Genomic DNA, 20,562 nt, shown 5'->3' with positions numbered 1-20,562 from the left:
TTCTATACGTTGTAAGATAAACCAAAATTAGATTTAATGATTTTACAGAAAAAATTTTACTATGTGCTTATCTTGTTCGTATCAATCTCTATTATCTCTTGTAGTGATGATGATGAAGATGTAATTATTACTGATGTAGTTGAAGAAACCGAAACCGAAACCGAAACCGAAACCGAATCTGAAACTGAAACAGAGACAGAAACCGAAACTGAAACAGAAACTGAAACAGAAACTGAGGAAGAAGTTGTTGAAGAGGAGGCCGAAGAACTTGATAGTTTTATGGTTTATGAGAACGTAGCATTTGATGTTGACACAAATGGTTTGGACACAAAGAGATTTTTCTCAACCATAACAGGTGAAATATATACGTATAACGAAATTGACGCTGAAAAAGGTGCTACTATAGATTTGGCATGGTATGATATGAGTCCGTCGAATCCGGGGTTTTTGTTTTGGATGAGTCCCGATGATTTATTTCAAGATGAGCAAATTGAAGGAGCAACAACTACAAAAATGGAAAATACGGCTGATCAAATGACGGTAGAAGAATTTGATGCCATTAATGAGGGTAGTCAATTAATAGATTTAGTTATTGAAAATGAGGATGAGGCAATGGGACCACAAGATTACCCGGTTGTAGTTTTATTTGAGAATGCAGCAGGTCATAAAGGCGCCATTAAGATGAAAAGTAACAATGGTGAAATAATGGTAGTAGATATTAAAGTTGCGAGGTAAAGATCATTCGGATAATATGAAAAAAGCCATCTTTTATAGATGGCTTTTTTATTTTTCAGCAATATTTATGTGTTAAGCCAACGATTGCATCTCAACCAGCTTTTTATAAGTGCCGTTTAATTCTAAAAGTTCAGCATGTGTACCTTGCTCAACTATTTCTCCTTTTTGCAGTACCACGATCGTATCAGCATTCTGAATGGTTGATAACCTATGTGCAATGACGATAGAAGTTCTGTTCTTCATCATTTTTTCAAGCGCATCTTGCACCAAACGTTCGCTTTCAGTATCTAGGGCAGAGGTGGCTTCATCCAATATCATAATTGGAGGATTCTTTAGAACCGCTCTAGAAATGGACAAACGTTGTTTTTGTCCGCCACTTAATTTATTGCCGCTGTCCCCAATATTAGTGTCGTAACCCTTTGGGAGATCCATTATAAAATCATGTGCATTGGCAATTTTGGCGGCAGCTATAATTTCTTCGTCAGTGGCATTTTCCTTACCTAGGCCAATATTGTTCTTAACCGTATCATTAAATAGGATAGAGTCTTGTGTAACCAGACCCAATAGACCTCGGAGCGATTTTTTACTTAGATTTTTTATGTTGTTTCCGTCAATGCTGATTTCACCTTCATTGACATCATAAAATCTAGTGACAAGATTTGCGATAGTACTTTTTCCACTACCGGATTGCCCCACAAGGGCTACTGTTTTTCCTTTTTCAACGGTTAGATTAAAGTTTTTTAGCACATATTCATCTTCATATTTAAAGGAAATATTATCAATCTTCACAGCCTTTGTGAAAGTGTCCTGTTGAATAGGGTTATCTATTTCGGAAATAGGGTTTTCCGTTTCTAATACTTCTAAAACACGTTCTGCAGCAGCATTTCCTTTTTTAACTCCGTAAGATGCTTTACTTATTGCTTTCGCTGGCGTTAAAATTTGGTAAGACAAAGCCATGTAGGTTATAAAAAGTTCAGCTTCAAGTGTTTTTTCAACAAGAACCATTTGTCCACCGTACCATAGAATGACACCAATGGCTGCAATTCCGAAAAATTCACTTGTTGGGGAAGCCAAGTTTTGTCTGTTTAGCAAACTGTTCGAAAAATTAAAAAATCTTTTCGTAGAAGATTGAAATTTTCTGGCGAATACAGATTCTGCATTAAACGCCTTTATAACTCTAAGTCCCCCCAAAGTTTCCTCTAAAATGGATAAGAAGTAACCTTGCTCTTGTTGAACTTTGTCCGATTTACGTTTTAACGATTTACCAATCAAAGAAATTAAGAATCCGGATAATGGAAGAAACAGAAAAACGAACAACGTCAGTTTCGGACTAATGGTGAGCATTGCTATTATCGTAAAAATTATAGTTAAGGGCTCTCTAACGATTAGCTCCAAAATAGATAGAAATGAATGTTGAATTTCTAGTACATCTGAAGTTATACGGGCAATAGTATCACCTTTTCGTTTTTCAGAATAATACGAAATAGGTAATTCTACAGTTTTATCATATAGTTCATTACGTAAATCTTTAAGGACACCGTTACGTAGAAACGTAATAAAATACATTGCTAAATAATTGAAAAGATTTTTTAATAGAAACATGGTAATAATCAGCCCAACCATGTACATAAGAACTTCGCCTGAATCTGTTTGCTGGCTTTGTTTTGTTATGTAAAAGTTTAGAGAATCTGTTGCGTAATCTTTTAGATCGGTTATACCGCTCCATTTTGGTTTGGTATGTATTTTTTCCGTTTGGTTAAAAAGCACGTTCAACATTGGAAATAATGATATCATTGCCAATGTTGAAAACAGTGCGTAAAAGATGTTAGATATAATGTTTAAAATTGCATATATCTTGTAAGGCTTCGCAAAGCGAAGAATCTTTTTGAAATAGTTCATTAAGCTAAATTAAGCTCAGCAAGAATGCTTTTGACTTTATTGTCAAGTTCTGCCGCCACTTTTTTATAATCTTCGGTTTTTTCCAATTTTGTATTGGTACTAATGTAGAATTTCACTTTTGGCTCCGTTCCACTTGGTCTAGCGGCAATTCTTGTGCCATCTTCGGTTTCGTAGATTAAAACGTTGGATTTCGGAATATCAATAGTTTTTTCCTCACCCGTCAGTACATTTTTGGCAGTAGAAGTATTGTAATCTTCAATCCACTTTACTTTAGATCCAGCAACTGATTCTACTGGGTTTTCTTTAAAATCTTTAAGCATTTGCTTAATTTCTTCTGCACCACTAATACCTTTTTTGGTAATAGAAACTAAGTGCTCCTTATAGAAACCATAATCAACATAACATTGAATTAGGTCTTTATAGAAAGAACTGCCATTAGCTTTTGCTTGACTGGCAATTTCGCAAGCCAATAGGGTAGAGGTAACCGCATCTTTATCGCGAACAAAATCACCTACCATGTAACCAAAGCTTTCTTCGCCACCACCAATAAAGTCAGATTCAGGGAAGTCCTTGATCATTTTACCGATCCATTTAAATCCGGTCAAAGAAGTTTTGAATTCTACACCGTACGCTTTTGCCATGGCTTCCATCATTGGTGTAGAAACTATAGTTGTGGCAATAAATTCATTGCCTTTGAATCCTTTTTCCTTTCTCTTCTCCAAAAGAAATTTTGTCATAAGTACCATTGCCTGGTTACCGTTGACAATTTCCATTTCTCCATCAAGATTGCGTACGGCAATACCTAAGCGATCACTATCTGGATCTGTACCTACAACCATATCTGCACCAATTTCCTCGGCTTTCTTAACAGCCATTGAAAGCGCTTCTGACTCTTCTGGGTTTGGAGATTTAACCGTAGGGAAGTTTCCGTCTGGTTTCGCTTGTTCATCAATGATGGTTACATTTTCATACCCACCTCTTTTCAGAACTTCTGGTATGGCAGTAATTGATGTACCGTGTAACGACGTGAATACAATTTTAAAATTTTCTTTCCCTGCAGCGTTAAAATTACCTGCAGCAACAGATTGAGAAATAAAAGCCTCATCAACTTCCTTATCAATTACCTCAATAAGGCTGTCATTAGGGGTGAATTTAATATCCTCAAAACCAAGCGAGTTTATTTCAGAAATAATTTCCCCATCTTGTGGTGGAACAATTTGTCCGCCATCGGTCCAATACACTTTATATCCGTTATATTCTGGTGGATTGTGAGATGCGGTCAAAACAATACCTGCATGACAATTTAGATGCCTAACGGCAAATGAAAGTTCTGGTGTGGTACGTAATTCTGAGAAAAGAAAAACTTTTATACCATTTGCAGAAAATACTTCAGCAACCGTTCTTGCCAGCGTATCGCTGTTATTACGGCAATCAAAAGCAATGACTACTTTGATTTCTTCGCCTTTGTATACTTTGTTTAAATAGTTGCTAAGGCCTTGCGTGCTCTTACCTAGAGTGTATTTGTTTATACGATTGGTGCCAACACCCATAACGCCTCTCATTCCACCGGTTCCAAATTCCATATTTTTATAGAAACGGTCGTTCAATTCTTCTTTGTCGTTGGCAATTAGGTGCTCAATTTCTTTTTTTACGGCTGGATCAAAAAAGTCGGTTAGCCAGGTTTTTGCGGTATCTAGGATGTTATCCATAGGTTTATAGTTTTATGTGCATTTAAGTTAATGAGAATTTTATTATTCTAAAAGAGTCGTATTCAATTCTTTGGAAATAATATATCTCTTTTCTTCTTTTTTAGAACGTATTAATATTTCTCCAATAAAACCGGCCAGGAACAATTGGGTTCCAATTACCATGGCTATAAGGGAAATATAGAATTGTGGTCGGTCCGTAATTAACCTGCCGAATTTATTTATAAATAGCTTGTCAATACCTAAATATATTGCAAATCCAAACCCAATTAAAAACATTAAAACGCCCAATGCTCCAAAAAGGTGCATGGGTCTTTTGCCAAATCTAGAAACGAACCAAATGGTCAATAAATCTAGAAAACCATTTATGAAACGTTCCATTCCAAATTTTGTTTTACCGTATTTACGTGCTTGGTGTTTTACAACCTTTTCTCCAATTTTTGAAAAGCCTGCATTTTTTGCCAATACCGGTATGTACCTGTGCATTTCACCAGATACTTCAATGTTCTTTACCACATCTTTAGCATAGGCTTTAAGTCCGCAATTAAAATCATGTAGGCGCACTCCAGAAGTGCGTCTTGCGGCCCAGTTAAACAGTTTTGAAGGAGTGTTTTTAAAAATGATTGAATCGTAACGTTTCTTTTTCCAGCCAGATACCAATTCGTAACCTTCATGGGTTATCATATGATATAACTCGGGAATTTCTTCAGGGTTGTCTTGTAAATCGGCATCCATGGTAATGGTGACATCGCCACTTACGGCTTTAAAACCGGCATGTAATGCTTGGGATTTTCCAAAATTGCGTAAAAAGTGAATTCCTTTTACAGAAGGGTTTTGCTGTGATAATTCTGTAATGATTTTCCAAGAATTGTCCGTACTACCATCATCTACGAAAAGTATTTCGTAAGAAAAATGATTGGATTGCATTACAAATACAATCCAATCATGAAGTTCTTTAAGTGATTCTTCTTCGTTAAGTAACGGAATTACTATTGATAATTGCATGCGCGACTTCTGGTATTCTCTCCAAAAATACTACAATTACTTAGTATTAATAAGCTGTATCTTCTTTTTTCAGAATTAATCCGGTGATTAAACCTGTGATTAGACCAACAATTACATTCATTATAATCAACACAGGGTACATAATCCAAGCAAAACTCTTATTCATTTCTATACCTTGGTCAATTTGCTCTTCAGTAAGGCTAGGGTTGTCGGCCATGGCTTTAATTTTTCCGATTTCATATACTTTATCCATGTAACCGGGCTCGATTACGTTTGAAAGTAAAAAGAAATATAATAATCCAACAATTGCAGCGATAAGAGCGACACCGGCTCCAACTTTTAATGATTCTGAAATAGTTAAAAATCCGCCACCAGCTTTTTTAAATTGTACGATTGCGAATATAATACCTGCAGCTAAAATTAAGGTCTGGGTAATTTGAATAGCAGCACCTTGTTCGTAGTGCATGTCCATTGCAAAAAGCATAATAGCAAATATTATACCGATAAGACCAGTGAGTATGCCATAGTTTAAAGCGAATTTTCCTGTTTTGGGTTGATTTTCTTCCATTGTATAAAGAGATTATAGGTTGTTTTATCTATTAGTATAGTGGTCCTCAATTTTGTTACAAATGTGATGAAATATTATTTTTGATTTTTTTACGATTTGTAATTGCTCATTTATAGATTTTCACTATTTTTGCAGCCTTAAAATGAGTGCCCGTCGGAATGGGTGCGTTAAAGTTTTTAAAATGAAAAAAGATATACACCCAGAAAATTATAGAATCGTGGCCTTTAAGGACATGTCTAACGAAGAGGTATTTTTAACAAAATCTACAGCGGATACTAAAGAGACTTTAGAGGTTGATGGTGTTGAGTATCCATTGGTTAAATTGGAAATCTCAAGAACTTCTCACCCTTTTTACACTGGTAAAGCCAAATTATTGGATACAGCTGGTCGTATTGATAAGTTCAAGAACAAGTACAAGAAATTCTCGAAAGAAGAGAAATAATCTTTTTCTTTCTTTTATAAATATAGCGCCTTCGAATTTTTTTTCGAGGGCGTTTCTTTTTCTTTTAACTTTTAAATAATGGAAGTCATCCATTATTTAAAAATGCTCAAGGGATAATTGTTAATTTTGAAAAAAATCATCTAGCATGAACTTTATTCTTTTTGATGGTCCGCGTAGAGATCATTTATTACCATTTACTTTTACCCGTCCGGTATCGGAAATTCGAGTTGGTATTTTGACTTTACGAGAAAGGTGGGAGGCTTATTTGAAAGTGGCTGTTTCTTCTCTTACAGAAGATTATTTAAGCATTAAATATCCTGTTAATATTGAAAGTGAAAATATATTTATAGATGCATCGGTTTTGCCTACTCCAGATTTGGTAAATGCCTTAAATGCATTGGAAGATGGGCAAGTCTTGAAATCCAAAAAATTAACGATTGCTTATTGTAGTAGTCATGTCAAGGGGGCGGAAGAGTTGGCTTCATTTTCTATTGTAGAATTTAATAATGATTTAGTCCAGATCAATAATACTTGGGATATTTTTGATAAGAATGCGGACATTTTACAAACGGACTTTGATTTTATTACAAAAGGAAGAAAGAGTCAGCCTATTTCAGAAACCAATCAATTAATACATCCTGAGCGTATATTTCTTGAAGAAGGGGCAAAAGTTGAATTCAGTATCCTAAATGCAACGGACGGACCTATTTACTTAGGTAAGAATGCTGAAATTTGGGAAGGAAGCCTTGTACGAGGTGCTCTTGCACTTTGTAACAATGCAATAATAAAAATGGGAGGTAAGCTTTACGGGGCAACAACTATTGGTCCGTATAGTAAAGTCTGTGGTGAAGTTAGTAATTCTGTTATTTTTGGCTATTCCAGTAAAGGTCATGAAGGCTATTTGGGTAATGCGGTATTGGGAGAGTGGTGTAATATTGGTGCGGATTCCAATAACTCTAACCTTAAGAATAACTACGCAAAAGTGCGCTTGTGGGACTACGCTACAGAGCGTTTTGAGCAAACAGGCCTCCAATTTTGTGGTTTAATGATGGGTGATCATAGTAAAACGGCCATTAATACTATGTTCAACACGGGAACTGTAATTGGGGTAAATTCCAATATTTATGTGCCAGGGTTTCCTAGAAATTTTGTTCCTAGTTTTAGTTGGGGCGGAGCTTCTGGTTTTACAGCTTATCAGCCTGCAAAAGCATTTGATGCTGCTAAGGTAATGATGGCTAGAAGAGGGGTGGAGTTCAATGAAATTGAAGCCGATATTCTTACCCATGTATTCGAGATAACTAAAAAATGGAGAAAGTATTAAGTCTTTAAATCTGAATATCAAATAGTTGTATTTTTTTAAACTAGTTGAAGTTTAAGTATTTTTGCATTCTCAAAAGAGAAGATTAGATGAAGAAAAAAGTGGCATTTTACACTTTAGGATGTAAGTTGAATTTTTCGGAAACCTCTACAATTGCCCGTAGTTTTGCAGATGAAGGATTTGAAAGGGTTGATTTTTCTGAAAAAGCAGATATGTATGTAATAAATACATGTTCTGTAACAGATAATGCAGATAAGAAATTTAAGACTATTGTTAAAAAAGCTCAGAAAATAAATGCAGATGCCTTTGTGGCCGCTGTTGGCTGTTATGCACAATTAAAACCTGAAGAGCTGGCAGATATTGATGGTGTTGATCTTGTGTTGGGTGCTACCGAGAAATTTAAGATTACCGACTATATAAATGATTTAACTAAAAATGACCATGGTCAAGTGCATTCTTGTGAAATTGCCGACGCCGACTTTTATGTAGGTAGCTATGCAATTGGTGACAGAACCAGAGCTTTTTTAAAGGTTCAAGATGGTTGTGATTATAAATGTACCTATTGTACAATTCCGCTTGCTCGTGGAATTTCTAGAAGTGATACCTTGGAAAATGTGCTGAAAAATGCTGCGGATATATCTGAACAAGGTATTAAGGAAATCGTATTGACAGGAGTAAATATTGGCGATTACGGTAAAGGTGAATTCGGTAATAAAAAGCACGAACATACTTTTTTAGATTTGGTAAAGGCGTTAGATGATGTAGATGGTATTCATCGGCTACGAATCTCTTCAATTGAGCCCAATCTTTTGAAAAACGAAACCATTGAGTTTGTTGCTCAAAGTAAAACTTTTGTACCTCATTTTCATATACCATTACAAAGCGGTAGTGATGATCTTTTGAAATTGATGAAGCGTAGGTATATGACCAATCTTTATAAGGAGCGCGTTGCAAAAATTAGGGAGGTAATTCCAAATTGCTGTATTGGTGTAGATGTTATTGTAGGTTTTCCAGGAGAGACCGAAGAACATTTTTTAGAGACCTATCATTTCTTAAATGATTTGGATATTTCATATTTACATGTTTTTACCTATTCGGAAAGAGATAATACGCCAGCTGCCACAATGAATGGGGTAGTGCCTAATAAAGTGCGTAATAAGCGAAGCAAAATGTTGCGAGGTTTGTCTGTAAAGAAAAGAAGGGCTTTTTATGAAAGTCAATTAGGTAATGATCTTACTGTTTTGTTTGAAGGCGAGAATAAAGAAGGTTATATTCATGGATTCACGGAGAATTATGTTAAGGTGAAATCACCCTGGAATCCGGCGTTGGTTAATACCTTGCATAAAGTGAAGCTAACAGAAATAGACAATGATGGTTTGGTTAGGTTCAATTTTGTAAAAGAAGAAGTTGAAGCGTAAAAAAAAAAGCCTTTCCGAAGAAAGGCTTTTAAATTTTGTTAGATGCGTATACCTATAGGTAGCATCTCTTTGTATTGTCTTCTATTTTTACGTAGAAATCCTGCAATATGAGGACTTGTTGGAACAACTCTAAGATTTCTTTCTTGAATAATACTTAGAACGGCTTTGATGAAGTTTTCCCTAAAACTTTCGTCTGTAATTTCTTCTGGAACTACCAATTTGGTAAGAAAGACTTTTCGTTCTTGAGAAGAATATTCTATTCTAGCAAGATGACCGTTTACCGTAGTTTCAAACTGGCGCAGAAAAGAATTGTCATTAATGATAACATCGTTCATATAGGTAATTTTAGTGTTGTTAGACAAAAAAATTACGATGCTCTCAAATCGTAATTTTGTCGTTTAGAAATGCTATAAAGATTAAAACACAATGAAAAGAAAGTGTTTTTCACATTCTCTTACAAAACTAGTTAAAAAATACTTAATTTCCTAGTTTTTACTACGTTTCATGGCTATGGAAGATAATAAAATTCATTTGTATTGTATGCCGGGTATGGCTGCGAGTTCTTCAATTTTTGAATATTTAAATTTACCGAAAGAGACATTTGTAGTTCATTTGCTGGAGTGGGATATTCCTACAAAGGGTATATCCTTTACTGATTATGCAAAGAAAATGAGCGAAAAGGTAAAAGAGGATAATGTGGTTTTACTGGGTGTTTCCTTGGGTGGTCTTTTGGTGCAAGAAATGGTCAAATATATCCAAGTAAAAAAGGTTATCATTGTTTCAAGTGTAAAATCGAGATTTGAATTACCTAAAAGGATGTTATTTGCAAGATATACCAGTATACATAAATTGCTTCCTACCGGGCTCGTCAACAATGTGGAGTTAGTTGCCAAATATGCATTTGGTGAAAGTGTGACAAAAAGGTTGTCTTTATACGAACGATATTTGTCCGTAAGGGATAAGGGTTATATAGATTGGTGCATACATGAATTGGTGAATTGGACGCAAGAAGTACCGTGTGATAATTTGGTTCATATTCATGGGGAGAAAGACACGGTATTTCCCATGAGCAATATTGCTCATTGTATACCTGTTAAGAATGGGACACATACCATGATCATACATAGGGCAAAATGGTTTAACGAGAACTTGCCAACAATTATTTTGGAATAAGATAGTTCTATATATACCTTTGGTAGACTTATAATTGGAAGAAATAATTTAAAATATAAAATTCATGAAAACTATTAAGAATATATTGATGTTGTTAGGGGTTGTTTTTGTTGCGGGTACATTGATATTTGCGGTGGGTAATACCAACAATACGGCTGTAGTAGATAATGTTGTGGTTAATGATAGTGTTCAAAAAAATGTAGCTAAATCATATAAAATATCATCCATAGAAATTCCTGAAAACTTAAATTTTGCAGGAGAGGTAGTTCCTCAAGAAGACCCGGAAATTTTAGAACGTATTGATAGGGAGTTTTTGGTAAATACCTATTGGCAGTCAAATGCAGTTTTGCTAATTAAGAGGGCTCATAAGTATTTTCCTGTAATAGAGCCAATTTTGGCAAAAAATGGTATTCCAGATGATTTCAAATATTTGGCAGTTGCAGAAAGTGGCTTAACCAATGTGGTGTCTCCTGCAGGTGCTACCGGTTTCTGGCAAATAATGAGAGATACGGGCAGGGAGTATGGTCTAGAAGTTAATTCAAATGTAGATGAGCGCTACCATTTAGAGAAGTCAACAGAAGTTGCTTGTAAGTATTTAAATAGATGGAAAAACAAATATGGTAGTTGGGCTTTGACCGCTGCGGCATATAATGCCGGTCCAGGAGCAATTAACAAATATATGGGCATACAGCAAGTAGATAATTATTGGGATCTCTTATTGGGTAGTGAAACCGGTAGATATGTATTTAGAATTATGGCAATAAAAGAAATACTGTCTAATCCTGAAAAATATGGTTTTCATATAGAAAAAGAGGATATGTATGAAGCTGTGCCAACGTTCACTGTAGAAATAGATGAGCCTGTAAGTGATTTTGCGGATTTTGCTCAAGAATATGAGATAAACTACAAAATATTAAAGCGCCATAACCCATGGTTGAGAGAGGCGCATTTAAATAATAGTTCTCGTAAGAAGTATGCTATTGAAATACCTAATAAGGGGTATTACCATATAGGTAAATGATAAATTAGATTTTTTTCATCTGTTGCTGCATCATTTTAATTTGATCGGTCAACATGTTGTTTTTGTCTAATTTCTTAGCCTCGTTCAAGAGGGTAGTTGCTTCTCTTTTACGTCGTTTCTGCATAGATATACCAGCTAAGCTTAGTTTTGCCATGGCTACATCGTAATCCATCGTTAGACCAAGCTTTAAGGCTTTCTTAAAGTATTTTTCCGCTTGGGTCAAATTGGTCTGTGAAAAAATGATACCGTGCAGGTAATTGTAATAACCTTGTTGTTTAACGGTTAGTGCAGCCTCGGGATTTTTAATCTTGTCCAACCAGTTTTTAGTACCGGTCAGATCTTGCTTACGCATTCTTAAAAATGCTAAAAGAATAATTTCATTTCTAAAATAAAGAAATATAAAAATTAAGGAAAGTAGGATTAGAAATATACCATTTCCAATATTACCTTCTATAAATTGGTACACGGCATAGGCAATTATAAGTCCTGCAATGATTAATTTTAAATTTTTATTGAACATATTTAATTTATTTTAATCTAATAGATAGTTAAGAAAAGTTTTGGGTTTTTATTGAAACCCTATTAAAATATAGTGATTACGGCGCTAAATTTCAGTTCGGGCAAAATTAATCAAAAGCTTGGTTTTGAGACGTACGGATTTATAAAAATATTTTTTTTCATAACCCTTGCTAAAGCAAAAACTCTTTGTATATTTGCGCCCAGTTTTACCTGTCCCTTGAAAAGGACAAATTTCAAAATTAATACAAAGCATTTAATTATATAGGCGATGAGCAAGAGAACGTTTCAACCATCAAAGAGAAAAAGAAAGAACAAACACGGTTTTCGTGAGCGTATGGCTTCCGTAAATGGAAGAAAAGTTCTTGCAAGAAGAAGAGCAAAAGGAAGAAAGAAATTAACTGTTTCCTCTGAACCAAGCCACAAAAAATAATGATTTCATTGTTTTAAAAATATTTAGGTGTTACTTTTCTGAAAGTAGCACCTTTTTTTTGTCCAATTCCCATATTAAATTGTTATAAAATGCCAAAAAGAAAAGATTTAAACTCTATTTTATTAATAGGATCAGGTCCTATAGTTATCGGTCAAGCATGTGAATTTGATTATGCAGGTAGTCAATCATTACGTTCATTACGTGAAGATGGTATTGAAACTATTTTGATAAATAGTAACCCGGCAACTATTATGACAGATCCATCAATGGCGGATCATGTATACTTAAAGCCACTTACCACAAAATCTATTGTAGAAATTTTAAAAGCGCATCCGCAAATAGACGCCGTTTTACCAACAATGGGAGGTCAAACTGCATTGAATTTGTGTATAGAGGCAGATAAAAAAGGAATTTGGGAAGATTTTGGAGTAGAATTGATTGGTGTTGATATTGATGCAATTAATATTACTGAAGATAGGGAGCAGTTTAGAGAGTTGATGTTGAAAATAGGAGTGGGCATGGCACCACAAGCCACTGCGACCTCTTTCTTGAAAGGAAAAGAAATTGCTCAAGAGTTTGGTTTTCCTTTAGTAATTAGAGCTTCATATACTCTTGGTGGTGCAGGTGCATCTATAGTATATAAACCGGAGGATTTTGACGAACAGTTAAGTTACGGTCTGGAAATTTCACCCATACACGAGGTAATGATAGATAAAGCCCTTATGGGGTGGAAAGAGTATGAGTTAGAGCTTTTACGTGATAAAAATGATAACGTAGTTATTATATGTACTATTGAAAATATGGATCCAATGGGTATACATACCGGAGATTCCATTACAGTAGCCCCAGCTATGACATTATCCGATAGGACTTTTCAGAAAATGCGTGATATGGCCATCAAAATGATGCGTAGTATTGGAGACTTTGAAGGAGGGTGTAACGTTCAGTTCGCTGTGAGTCCAGATGAGGAAGAGGATATTATTGCTATTGAAATTAACCCACGTGTATCTAGATCTTCAGCTTTGGCTTCAAAAGCTACCGGTTACCCAATTGCAAAAGTTGCTACAAAATTAGCTATAGGTTATTCTTTAGATGAATTGGATAATCAAATTACAAGGTCTACATCGGCGTTATTTGAGCCAACGTTGGATTATGTAATCGTAAAAATTCCACGATGGAACTTTGATAAGTTCGAGGGTTCTGACCGTACCTTAGGTCTTCAGATGAAATCTGTTGGAGAGGTAATGGGAATAGGTCGTTCTTTTCAAGAAGCCTTGCACAAAGCAACCCAATCCTTAGAAATTAAGAGAAACGGTTTAGGTGCAGATGGTAAGGGCTATAAGAATTATGAGCAGATCATTAGTAAACTAACTATACCAAGTTGGGATCGCGTCTTTGTAATTTATGATGCTATCCAAATGGGTATTCCATTAAGTCGCATTCATGAAATCACTAAGATTGACATGTGGTTCTTAAAGCAGTATGAGGAACTGCACTTTTTGGAAAAAGAAATTTCAAAATATACCATTGCTACGCTTTCAAAAGATTTGTTGTTAGAAGCAAAGCAAAAAGGATTTGCCGATAGACAAATTGCGCATATGGTAGATTGTTATGAGAGTGAAGTATACAATAAGCGAACAGAACTTAATATTAATAGGGTATATAAGTTGGTTGATACTTGTGCAGCTGAGTTTAAAGCTATGACGCCATACTATTATTCTACCTTTGAAGCTGAAATTGAAAAGCCAGATGGTACACGTTATGTGGAGAATGACAGTGTAGTTACTGATAAAAAGAAAATAGTAGTACTTGGTTCCGGACCAAACAGAATCGGTCAAGGTATAGAGTTCGATTATTGTTGTGTACACGGAGTATTGGCAGCAGCTGAATGTGGTTATGAAACCATAATGATCAACTGTAACCCAGAGACTGTATCTACTGATTTTGATACTGCGGACAAATTGTACTTTGAGCCGGTATTCTGGGAGCATATTTACGATATTATCCGTCATGAGAAGCCAGAAGGAGTAATTGTTCAACTAGGAGGGCAAACGGCACTTAAGCTTGCTGAAAAATTATCCAAATACGGTATAAAAATTATAGGAACAAGCTTTGAAGCTCTAGATTTAGCAGAGGATAGAGGAAACTTCTCCGATCTTTTAAAAGCAAATGATATTCCATTCCCAAAATTTGGTGTTGCAGAAACAGCCGATGAAGCTTTAGCGCTATCGGATGAATTAGACTTTCCCTTATTGGTAAGACCGTCCTACGTTTTAGGTGGTCAGGGAATGAAGATTGTTATTAATAGGGAGGAGTTGGAAGAACATGTAGTGGATCTTCTTAGAAAAATACCAAACAATAAACTGTTGTTAGACCATTACCTAGATGGTGCAATTGAAGCAGAGGCTGATGCTATTTGTGACGGCGAAGACGTTTATATCATTGGTATCATGGAGCATATTGAACCATGTGGAATTCACTCGGGTGATTCTAATGCAACATTACCGCCATTTAACCTTGGTGAATTGGTAATGCAACAAATAAAAGATCATACTAAGAAAATCGCTTTGGCATTGAATACGGTTGGTCTTATAAATATTCAATTTGCTATAAAAGATGAGGTAGTGTATATCATTGAAGCAAACCCAAGAGCATCTCGTACGGTACCGTTTATTGCAAAGGCTTATAAAGAACCTTATGTGAATTATGCGACCAAGGTAATGCTAGGGGAGAAGAAGGTGAAAGACTTCAACTTTAATCCTCAATTAGAAGGATTTGCAATTAAGCAACCAGTATTCTCTTTCAATAAATTCCCAAATGTGAACAAGAATTTAGGGCCTGAAATGAAGAGTACGGGAGAAAGTATTTTATTTATTGACAGCTTAAAGGATGATGAATTTTACAATCTTTACGCTAGACGTAAAATGTATTTAAGTAAATAGTCTAGTAATTAGACTAATATTGTAAAGCAAAGGAAAACTCTAAATTTTTAGAGTTTTCCTTCTGCATACAACCTTCTTATTTCTTTCTTGTTAAATTTCCCTACACTTGTTTTTGGTATCTGTTTTATGGTAATGTATTGATCTGGTATTTGATACTTTGCAAAGTCTTTAGATAAATATTCTTTCAATTCTTCGCTAGAAACAGTACTACTTTCATTGGTTAAAACTAAAGTTGCCAAAGGTCTTTCAGACCATTTTTCGTCAGGAATGGCAATTACGGCGGCTTCGCTAATTTTGGAATGAGACATTAGGGCAGATTCTAGAGCTACACTTGAAATCCATTCACCTCCACTTTTTATTAAATCTTTGGTGCGATCGGTAATCTGCATATATCCATCAGCATCAATGGTGCTTACATCTCCAGTTTTGAACCATCCATCGTCAGTAAAGTTATCTCGGCTATTAGTCTTAAAATAAGACTTAATGACCCAGGCTCCCTTAACTTGTAATTCTCCCATGGTTTCACCATCTCTAGGTGCTATATTTCCATTTTCATCTATAATTCTCATTTCTATTCCAGGAAATTCAAATCCTTGTTTCGCACGAATTTTCAATTGTTCTTTTCTGGTCAATTTTTCATGCTTTTTCTGTAGTCTACTAGCGGTACCTAAAGGAGATGTCTCCGTCATTCCCCATGCTTGAACACCTTTTATCCCAAAATCTTTTTCAAAATTCTCTATTAGACTTGCAGAGAGGGCAGAGCCACCTACCAAATATTCTTCTAAGGCTAATTTTGTTTTGGGCGGATTTTTTTTCATTTCTTCGTACACCCCTCTCCAAATAGACGGTACGCCATTTGCTTTGTTGATCTGTTCACTTTCAAGAATATTAATGATTGCTTTAGGTTGTAAATGAAGAGATGGCATCACCATATCAGAACCGGTCAATAGGCACATGTAAGGAAATCCCCAAGCCATGACATGAAATTGTGGTACAATTAATAAAATTTTATCACTAAAATTATAATTGCCGGCATTGGGTGAAAGAATGGTCATAGCATGCAAATATGTAGACCTGTGGGAGTATAGTACACCTTTGGGCATGCCTGTGGTTCCACTTGTGTAACACATGCCACTTGCATCGTTTTCATTTATTTCAGGCCAATCTATGGTGTCTAACTGTTCGCCAATTAAATCTTCATAATGTAAAACGTTGCCAAGGCTGGTACTAAAGTTTTTTGTGGCGTTTATTATTACATATTTTTCAACGGTTTCTAGTTTAGGTGCAATTTTTTCTAAAAGAGGAACTAAAGTAGCGTCCACAAAAATGACTTTATCTTCAGAATGGTTGATAATAAATTCTATTTGCTGAGCTGATAGTCTAATATTTATAGTGTGACAAACAGCGCCAATACCTGGAATTCCATAATATAGTTCAACATGCTGATAATGGTTCCAAGCGAAAGTACCGACCATGTCACCTTTCTCAATTCCTAATTTATTTCTTAGCCCATTGGCTAATTGACAACAGCGTTTGTAAAGCTGTGCGTAAGAATACTCATGTCTAGAACCATCGGGTAAGTATGATATTAATTTTTTATCAGGAAAAGCACTATTTGCATAATTTAATATGGTGGTCGTAGTTAGGGGATAATCCATTATTAGTCCATTCATGATAATTAGGTGTATTTCTTTGTTGATTATTAAAGTAAAATAAAACGAGTGTTTAATCTAGTCTATAATCAATAATTTAACATTAAATTTTCAATAAATACATTGTTTGTGAGGGAATTGTGATAAGGCTGTTTTTACGGTTAAAAATTAATTTTATCAGGTAATCTAGTTTTTGATTTTATAGGTAAACTTGAAAGAATTAAAAGAGTATGCGTTGAAAAAATTACTATTAGGTCTTGGTGTGTTGGTGTTGGTCTTTTTGGTGATGACTTATTTTTCGCTATCAAGTACTTCAAAATCATTTAAGACTTGTGAGATTTTAGAATTGCCCGATGTTGATCAAATTAATTTTCGGGATTATGATTCAGTATTTGTTGCAGCAAGTACTTTATACGAAGGCAATGGGGTCAAAACCATAATGCAAGGCGAGCAATATAGAAAAGCCTGGTCTACTCCGGTAAAGGTTCCAATTTTGTTTCTAAATAAAATGGAAGGTAAGGTAACAATCATGGAAGAAGGAGGAGGCAAGCAGACACATTCTTTAAAATTACGACTAGAAAATGGTGTGTTAATGACATTAAGAAGTGTGACTAAAGACCCATCTCCTTTAGTGCCTAAAGTAGCGGAGACTTTGGGAATAGAAAACATAATTGTTGACGGTATATCGGCTCAGCACCCTTATGCGGCATTAGTTGTTGCTAAACTTTCAGATACCGCGGGAATATTGAATACTAGACCAAAATTAGTGTTCGTGCCAAAGCAAGAGCAGCTTGCAGAGTATAATGATAAATTTGGTAATAGGTTGTTTCTCTTAGAGTATGAAACCGAAGGAAATGCTCAGTGGTTAGAATTAAAGAATGTTGATTCTCTTATAGATACCGATAACCTACAAAAGCTTAAAATTAAGAACTCAAACAAAGTAGTTCTTAATACCGAAGCACTGGTAAAGGCAAGATTGTTTGATTTGTTGATAGGGGATTGGGATAGGCATGCCAAGCAATGGGGATGGGCACTTGAAAATAAGGGCGATTCTTTTCTGGCAACACCGCTACCATGTGATCGGGATAATGCCTTTTTTAATTTAGAAGGAATACTGCCGACACTTATATCTAATAATGTCTTTTTGCCGGAAGTTCAAAGCTTTGAAAATGAAATAGACTTTTTACCGGGATTGATTTCTTCGTTCGATATTTATTTTATGCGAGGCATCCCAAGGACAACATTCAAGAATGAAGCGGAAAAATTACAATTGCTGTTGACAGATGAAGTTATAGAGGAATCTTTTTCAGTATGGCCGGAATCTATTTTTGAATTAGATGGAAAGGAATTGATATCAAAAATTAAGCATAGGCGCAATCAACTTGTGGAATATGCTGGGCAATTTTATGATCAATTGGATAAAAGTGAAAAACTGACTACAGCATTAAAAGGTTCAGAAGATATAGAGATGACCAATGAGGAAATGGAATGCTTTGATTGTGTTGATAATTAAGCTTCAATAAGTAATAATCAACGCAGTGTAATCTAATTAAGGGCAATTATAAAGGAATATTATGACCAACAATCTAGTAAATACAACTGAAAAATTCGTTAAGAATTTATTGGCGGAACAAATGAACAAGAATTTTCTTTTTCATACCCAGGGTTATGCCTTGAAGTCTATAAACAAGGCAAAGAAAATATTGGAAACAACTGATGTTACCAATGTTGAGGTCAATTCTATTTTAATTGCAACATGGTTTATGCATTCTGGTTTTGCGGTGAATTATGAAAATCATTTAAACGAAAGCTTAAACTTAGCCACGGATTTTTTAAAAAATAATGGTATTGATAATGAAAATATCAACAAGGTATTGGGGTTGATTACGAGCGCTTGGAGCAAAGATGAACCTAAAAGCGAATCAGAAAAAATTCTGAAGGATGTGCGAACGTGGTTTTATGCATCTAGTGATTTTGAGGAACTGTTACAGCTATTAAGACTTGAGCTTGAAAATTTTAATAAATCCGTTCCCGATATAGATACTTGGCGATTAGATTATGTTGAAGAACTTAGGGTTAGGCATAGGTTTTATTCTGATTATGCCAAGGAAAATTGGCAAGAGCAGAAAGAGGATAATATACTTTCTTTGATCTCAAGATTACAAAAGGCGGAAAAAACAGAAAAGAAAGAAATTTTAAAGGCTAGATTAAAAGATGAGAGCCCGCAGAGGGCTATTCAATCATTATATCGAATAGAACTTAGAAATCATATAAAGCTGAGTGATATAGCGGATACTAAAGCCAATATTCTTTTATCGGTAAATGCCATTATAATTTCGCTCTTATTGGCTAACCTTTTACCTAAGTTAGACTCGCCTTCAAATTCATACTTAATTTATCCCACCGTAATATTTGTACTATTTAGTATAGCTTCTATGATAATGTCGGTTTTGGCTACAAGACCAAAAGTGGATAATGCCGAGGTGGTTGAAAATGATATTAATAAAAAGGATACGAATTATCTGTTTTTTGGAAATTTCCACACTATGGAAATTAAGGACTTTAAAGCAAAATTAAGGGATATCATTAAAAGCAAAGAATCTATTTATGATTCATTAAGTATGGATCTGTATTACTTGGGCAAGGTGCTACAAGAAAAATATAGGTTGTTAAGGTGGACCTATACGGTGTTTCTTGTGGGTATAATACTTTCTGTAATTGCCTTTGGTTTCGCATTAAAATATTATGGAATGGAAGACGAACTATTAGATGCCGTAACGCCTTTGCCAAAAGAATGAGCTATGGCTAATTAAACCAAACAGCATACTTCATTCTTCTTAATTCCAGTGCTAACTCTTTTTCAAGTTTTAAAGCTTCGGCTCTGGTTTGTACAGGGTCAATGTGGTTAAATAAACTACCACGTAAGTAAAGGCCATATTTTTCTACAATTTTTGAAGAAATATTGTGTCCTTTTTTGCTTAAACTACCACTTTTATGCTGTTCAAAACGTTCTTTTGGAGTTTTACTGGTCATGCCAACGTAAAGGCACTCAAGAACCCCATTAAATTGTGGATTGGCTTCCCTGAATTTTTTGTTCTCGGAGTATACTTTTTTAGATAATTCTATGACATAAACAGTATACATAAAAATAGGTATGAAAAATGGACTTTAATATAAATATTAGGTTTTGATTATTATTCAAAAATTTCAATACCTTCAGTAGTGAATGAAAATGCCTGTGCTCCCAAACCACCCACCATAACAGCTTGAAATAATGGATTTAATTTTCTCTTGGCATACCAATCAATCATAAAATTTGCGCCACTACCACCAGATGTATCTTGTTGCTCAATAACATAATCAATAGATTCCATTGGAGTAAGGTAAATAGGGGAGTCTATATAACTTCTTACAAGATCACCTTCTGTATTGTAATAGTCGATCTTACTTACGAACAAACTATCTTTTAAACTGGTATTTCTAATGCTCAAAGTAGCGGTCAATAAAGTTCTGGTATCTCTTGTTTGATTATAGATATCGGAATAAATAGGTACGTAAACCTGTCTTTTCAGAGAATCGTTTGAGATGGTATTTGCCTTTCTGCTCAGGGTGTGGTTGTCCAAAATTTCAATAGGAACATTTTCCGTAGAATTTTGTTTGCATGACATTACGTTCATAGCAAAAACCAACGAAAGACAAATACCACCTATAAACTTTATATTTTTCAAATGTTA

General features: G+C 35.0%; 19 protein-coding genes. 10 read left to right on the top strand and 9 right to left on the bottom strand.

Annotated features, from left to right (window positions below):
• Nucleotides 1-36: 36 nt before the first annotated feature.
• Nucleotides 37-735: a hypothetical protein gene (locus CSC80_RS16550; protein ID WP_099193102.1), complete on the top strand. Its 699-nt coding sequence runs from the start codon at nt 37-39 to the stop codon at nt 733-735.
• Between the two features lie 72 nt (nt 736-807).
• On the opposite strand, the gene CSC80_RS16545 is transcribed toward CSC80_RS16550, so the two are convergent.
• Genes CSC80_RS16545 through CSC80_RS16530 form a run of 4 tightly spaced genes read right to left on the bottom strand, consistent with a single transcriptional unit; the run spans nt 808 to nt 5,913 of the window.
• Nucleotides 808-2,634, bottom strand: a complete 1,827-nt coding sequence (locus tag CSC80_RS16545; RefSeq protein WP_099193101.1) for an ABC transporter ATP-binding protein — start codon at nt 2,632-2,634, stop codon at nt 808-810.
• On the bottom strand, nt 2,634-4,343 hold the full coding sequence (locus tag CSC80_RS16540) for a phospho-sugar mutase (protein ID WP_099193100.1): 1,710 nt from the start codon (nt 4,341-4,343) through the stop codon (nt 2,634-2,636). Before CSC80_RS16540 ends, CSC80_RS16545 begins: the two co-directional genes overlap by 1 nt.
• 42 nt (nt 4,344-4,385) lie before the next feature.
• Nucleotides 4,386-5,345, bottom strand: coding sequence for a glycosyltransferase family 2 protein (locus tag CSC80_RS16535; RefSeq protein ID WP_099193099.1), 960 nt, complete (start codon nt 5,343-5,345; stop codon nt 4,386-4,388).
• Between the two features lie 46 nt (nt 5,346-5,391).
• Nucleotides 5,392-5,913 carry a DUF4199 domain-containing protein gene (locus CSC80_RS16530; RefSeq protein ID WP_099193098.1) on the bottom strand — a complete coding sequence of 174 codons (522 nt, stop codon included), beginning with the start codon at nt 5,911-5,913 and terminating at the stop codon, nt 5,392-5,394.
• 181 nt (nt 5,914-6,094) lie between these two features.
• Here CSC80_RS16530 and CSC80_RS16525 point away from each other — a divergent pair, with 181 nt between their 5' ends.
• From CSC80_RS16525 to mtaB, 3 genes are all read left to right on the top strand, one after another.
• Complete coding sequence (locus tag CSC80_RS16525; protein ID WP_058103056.1) at nt 6,095-6,355, top strand: type B 50S ribosomal protein L31; 261 nt, start codon at nt 6,095-6,097, stop codon at nt 6,353-6,355.
• Nucleotides 6,356-6,500: 145 nt separating this feature from the next.
• Nucleotides 6,501-7,676, top strand: a complete 1,176-nt coding sequence (locus CSC80_RS16520) for a GlmU family protein (RefSeq protein WP_099193097.1) — start codon at nt 6,501-6,503, stop codon at nt 7,674-7,676.
• 86 nt (nt 7,677-7,762) lie between these two features.
• Nucleotides 7,763-9,091, top strand: coding sequence for a tRNA (N(6)-L-threonylcarbamoyladenosine(37)-C(2))-methylthiotransferase MtaB (gene mtaB / locus CSC80_RS16515; RefSeq protein ID WP_099193096.1), 1,329 nt, complete (start codon nt 7,763-7,765; stop codon nt 9,089-9,091).
• Nucleotides 9,092-9,129: 38 nt separating this feature from the next.
• Here mtaB and CSC80_RS16510 read toward each other — a convergent pair whose 3' ends face one another.
• Nucleotides 9,130-9,426, bottom strand: a complete 297-nt coding sequence (locus CSC80_RS16510) for an N-acetyltransferase (protein WP_058103053.1) — start codon at nt 9,424-9,426, stop codon at nt 9,130-9,132.
• Between the two features lie 175 nt (nt 9,427-9,601).
• Between CSC80_RS16510 and CSC80_RS16505 the strand changes: the two genes are divergently transcribed.
• Both CSC80_RS16505 and CSC80_RS16500 read left to right on the top strand, forming a co-directional pair.
• The gene (locus CSC80_RS16505) at nt 9,602-10,264 is read left to right on the top strand and encodes an alpha/beta hydrolase (protein WP_099193392.1); all 663 of its coding nucleotides are present in this window, start codon (nt 9,602-9,604) and stop codon (nt 10,262-10,264) included.
• A 64-nt stretch (nt 10,265-10,328) separates the two neighbouring features.
• Nucleotides 10,329-11,285 (top strand): lytic transglycosylase domain-containing protein, encoded by a 957-nt coding sequence (locus tag CSC80_RS16500; RefSeq protein ID WP_099193095.1) that lies wholly within the window; start codon nt 10,329-10,331, stop codon nt 11,283-11,285.
• A 4-nt stretch (nt 11,286-11,289) separates the two neighbouring features.
• Here the strand turns inward: CSC80_RS16500 and CSC80_RS16495 are convergent, their stop codons facing one another.
• The gene (locus CSC80_RS16495) at nt 11,290-11,805 is read right to left on the bottom strand and encodes a hypothetical protein (protein WP_058103051.1); all 516 of its coding nucleotides are present in this window, start codon (nt 11,803-11,805) and stop codon (nt 11,290-11,292) included.
• 267 nt (nt 11,806-12,072) lie between these two features.
• On the opposite strand from CSC80_RS16495, the gene rpmH reads away from it, so the two are divergent.
• Both rpmH and carB read left to right on the top strand, forming a co-directional pair.
• On the top strand, nt 12,073-12,234 hold the full coding sequence (gene rpmH / locus CSC80_RS16490) for a 50S ribosomal protein L34 (RefSeq protein WP_036155072.1): 162 nt from the start codon (nt 12,073-12,075) through the stop codon (nt 12,232-12,234).
• Nucleotides 12,235-12,323: 89 nt separating this feature from the next.
• Nucleotides 12,324-15,176 (top strand): carbamoyl-phosphate synthase large subunit, encoded by a 2,853-nt coding sequence (gene carB / locus CSC80_RS16485; RefSeq protein ID WP_099193094.1) that lies wholly within the window; start codon nt 12,324-12,326, stop codon nt 15,174-15,176.
• Between the two features lie 47 nt (nt 15,177-15,223).
• Here the strand turns inward: carB and CSC80_RS16480 are convergent, their stop codons facing one another.
• Nucleotides 15,224-16,849, bottom strand: coding sequence for a long-chain fatty acid--CoA ligase (locus tag CSC80_RS16480; RefSeq protein WP_099193093.1), 1,626 nt, complete (start codon nt 16,847-16,849; stop codon nt 15,224-15,226).
• 214 nt (nt 16,850-17,063) lie between these two features.
• Here CSC80_RS16480 and CSC80_RS16475 point away from each other — a divergent pair, with 214 nt between their 5' ends.
• The gene (locus CSC80_RS16475) at nt 17,064-18,341 is read left to right on the top strand and encodes a hypothetical protein (RefSeq protein WP_236973421.1); all 1,278 of its coding nucleotides are present in this window, start codon (nt 17,064-17,066) and stop codon (nt 18,339-18,341) included.
• A 61-nt stretch (nt 18,342-18,402) separates the two neighbouring features.
• Nucleotides 18,403-19,626, top strand: a complete 1,224-nt coding sequence (locus CSC80_RS16470; protein ID WP_099193092.1) for a Pycsar system effector family protein — start codon at nt 18,403-18,405, stop codon at nt 19,624-19,626.
• Nucleotides 19,627-19,633: 7 nt separating this feature from the next.
• Here CSC80_RS16470 and CSC80_RS16465 read toward each other — a convergent pair whose 3' ends face one another.
• A complete protein-coding gene (locus CSC80_RS16465) occupies nt 19,634-19,972 on the bottom strand; it encodes a GIY-YIG nuclease family protein (RefSeq protein WP_099193091.1) in 339 nt (112 codons plus the stop codon).
• Nucleotides 19,973-20,022: 50 nt separating this feature from the next.
• Nucleotides 20,023-20,556, bottom strand: a complete 534-nt coding sequence (locus CSC80_RS16460) for a DUF3124 domain-containing protein (RefSeq protein ID WP_099193090.1) — start codon at nt 20,554-20,556, stop codon at nt 20,023-20,025.
• Nucleotides 20,557-20,562 lie beyond the last annotated feature (6 nt).

The organism is Maribacter sp. 6B07 (assembly GCF_002700155.1).
Taxonomy (GTDB): domain Bacteria; phylum Bacteroidota; class Bacteroidia; order Flavobacteriales; family Flavobacteriaceae; genus Maribacter; species Maribacter dokdonensis.
This window is presented reverse-complemented; position numbering and strand designations above follow the sequence as displayed.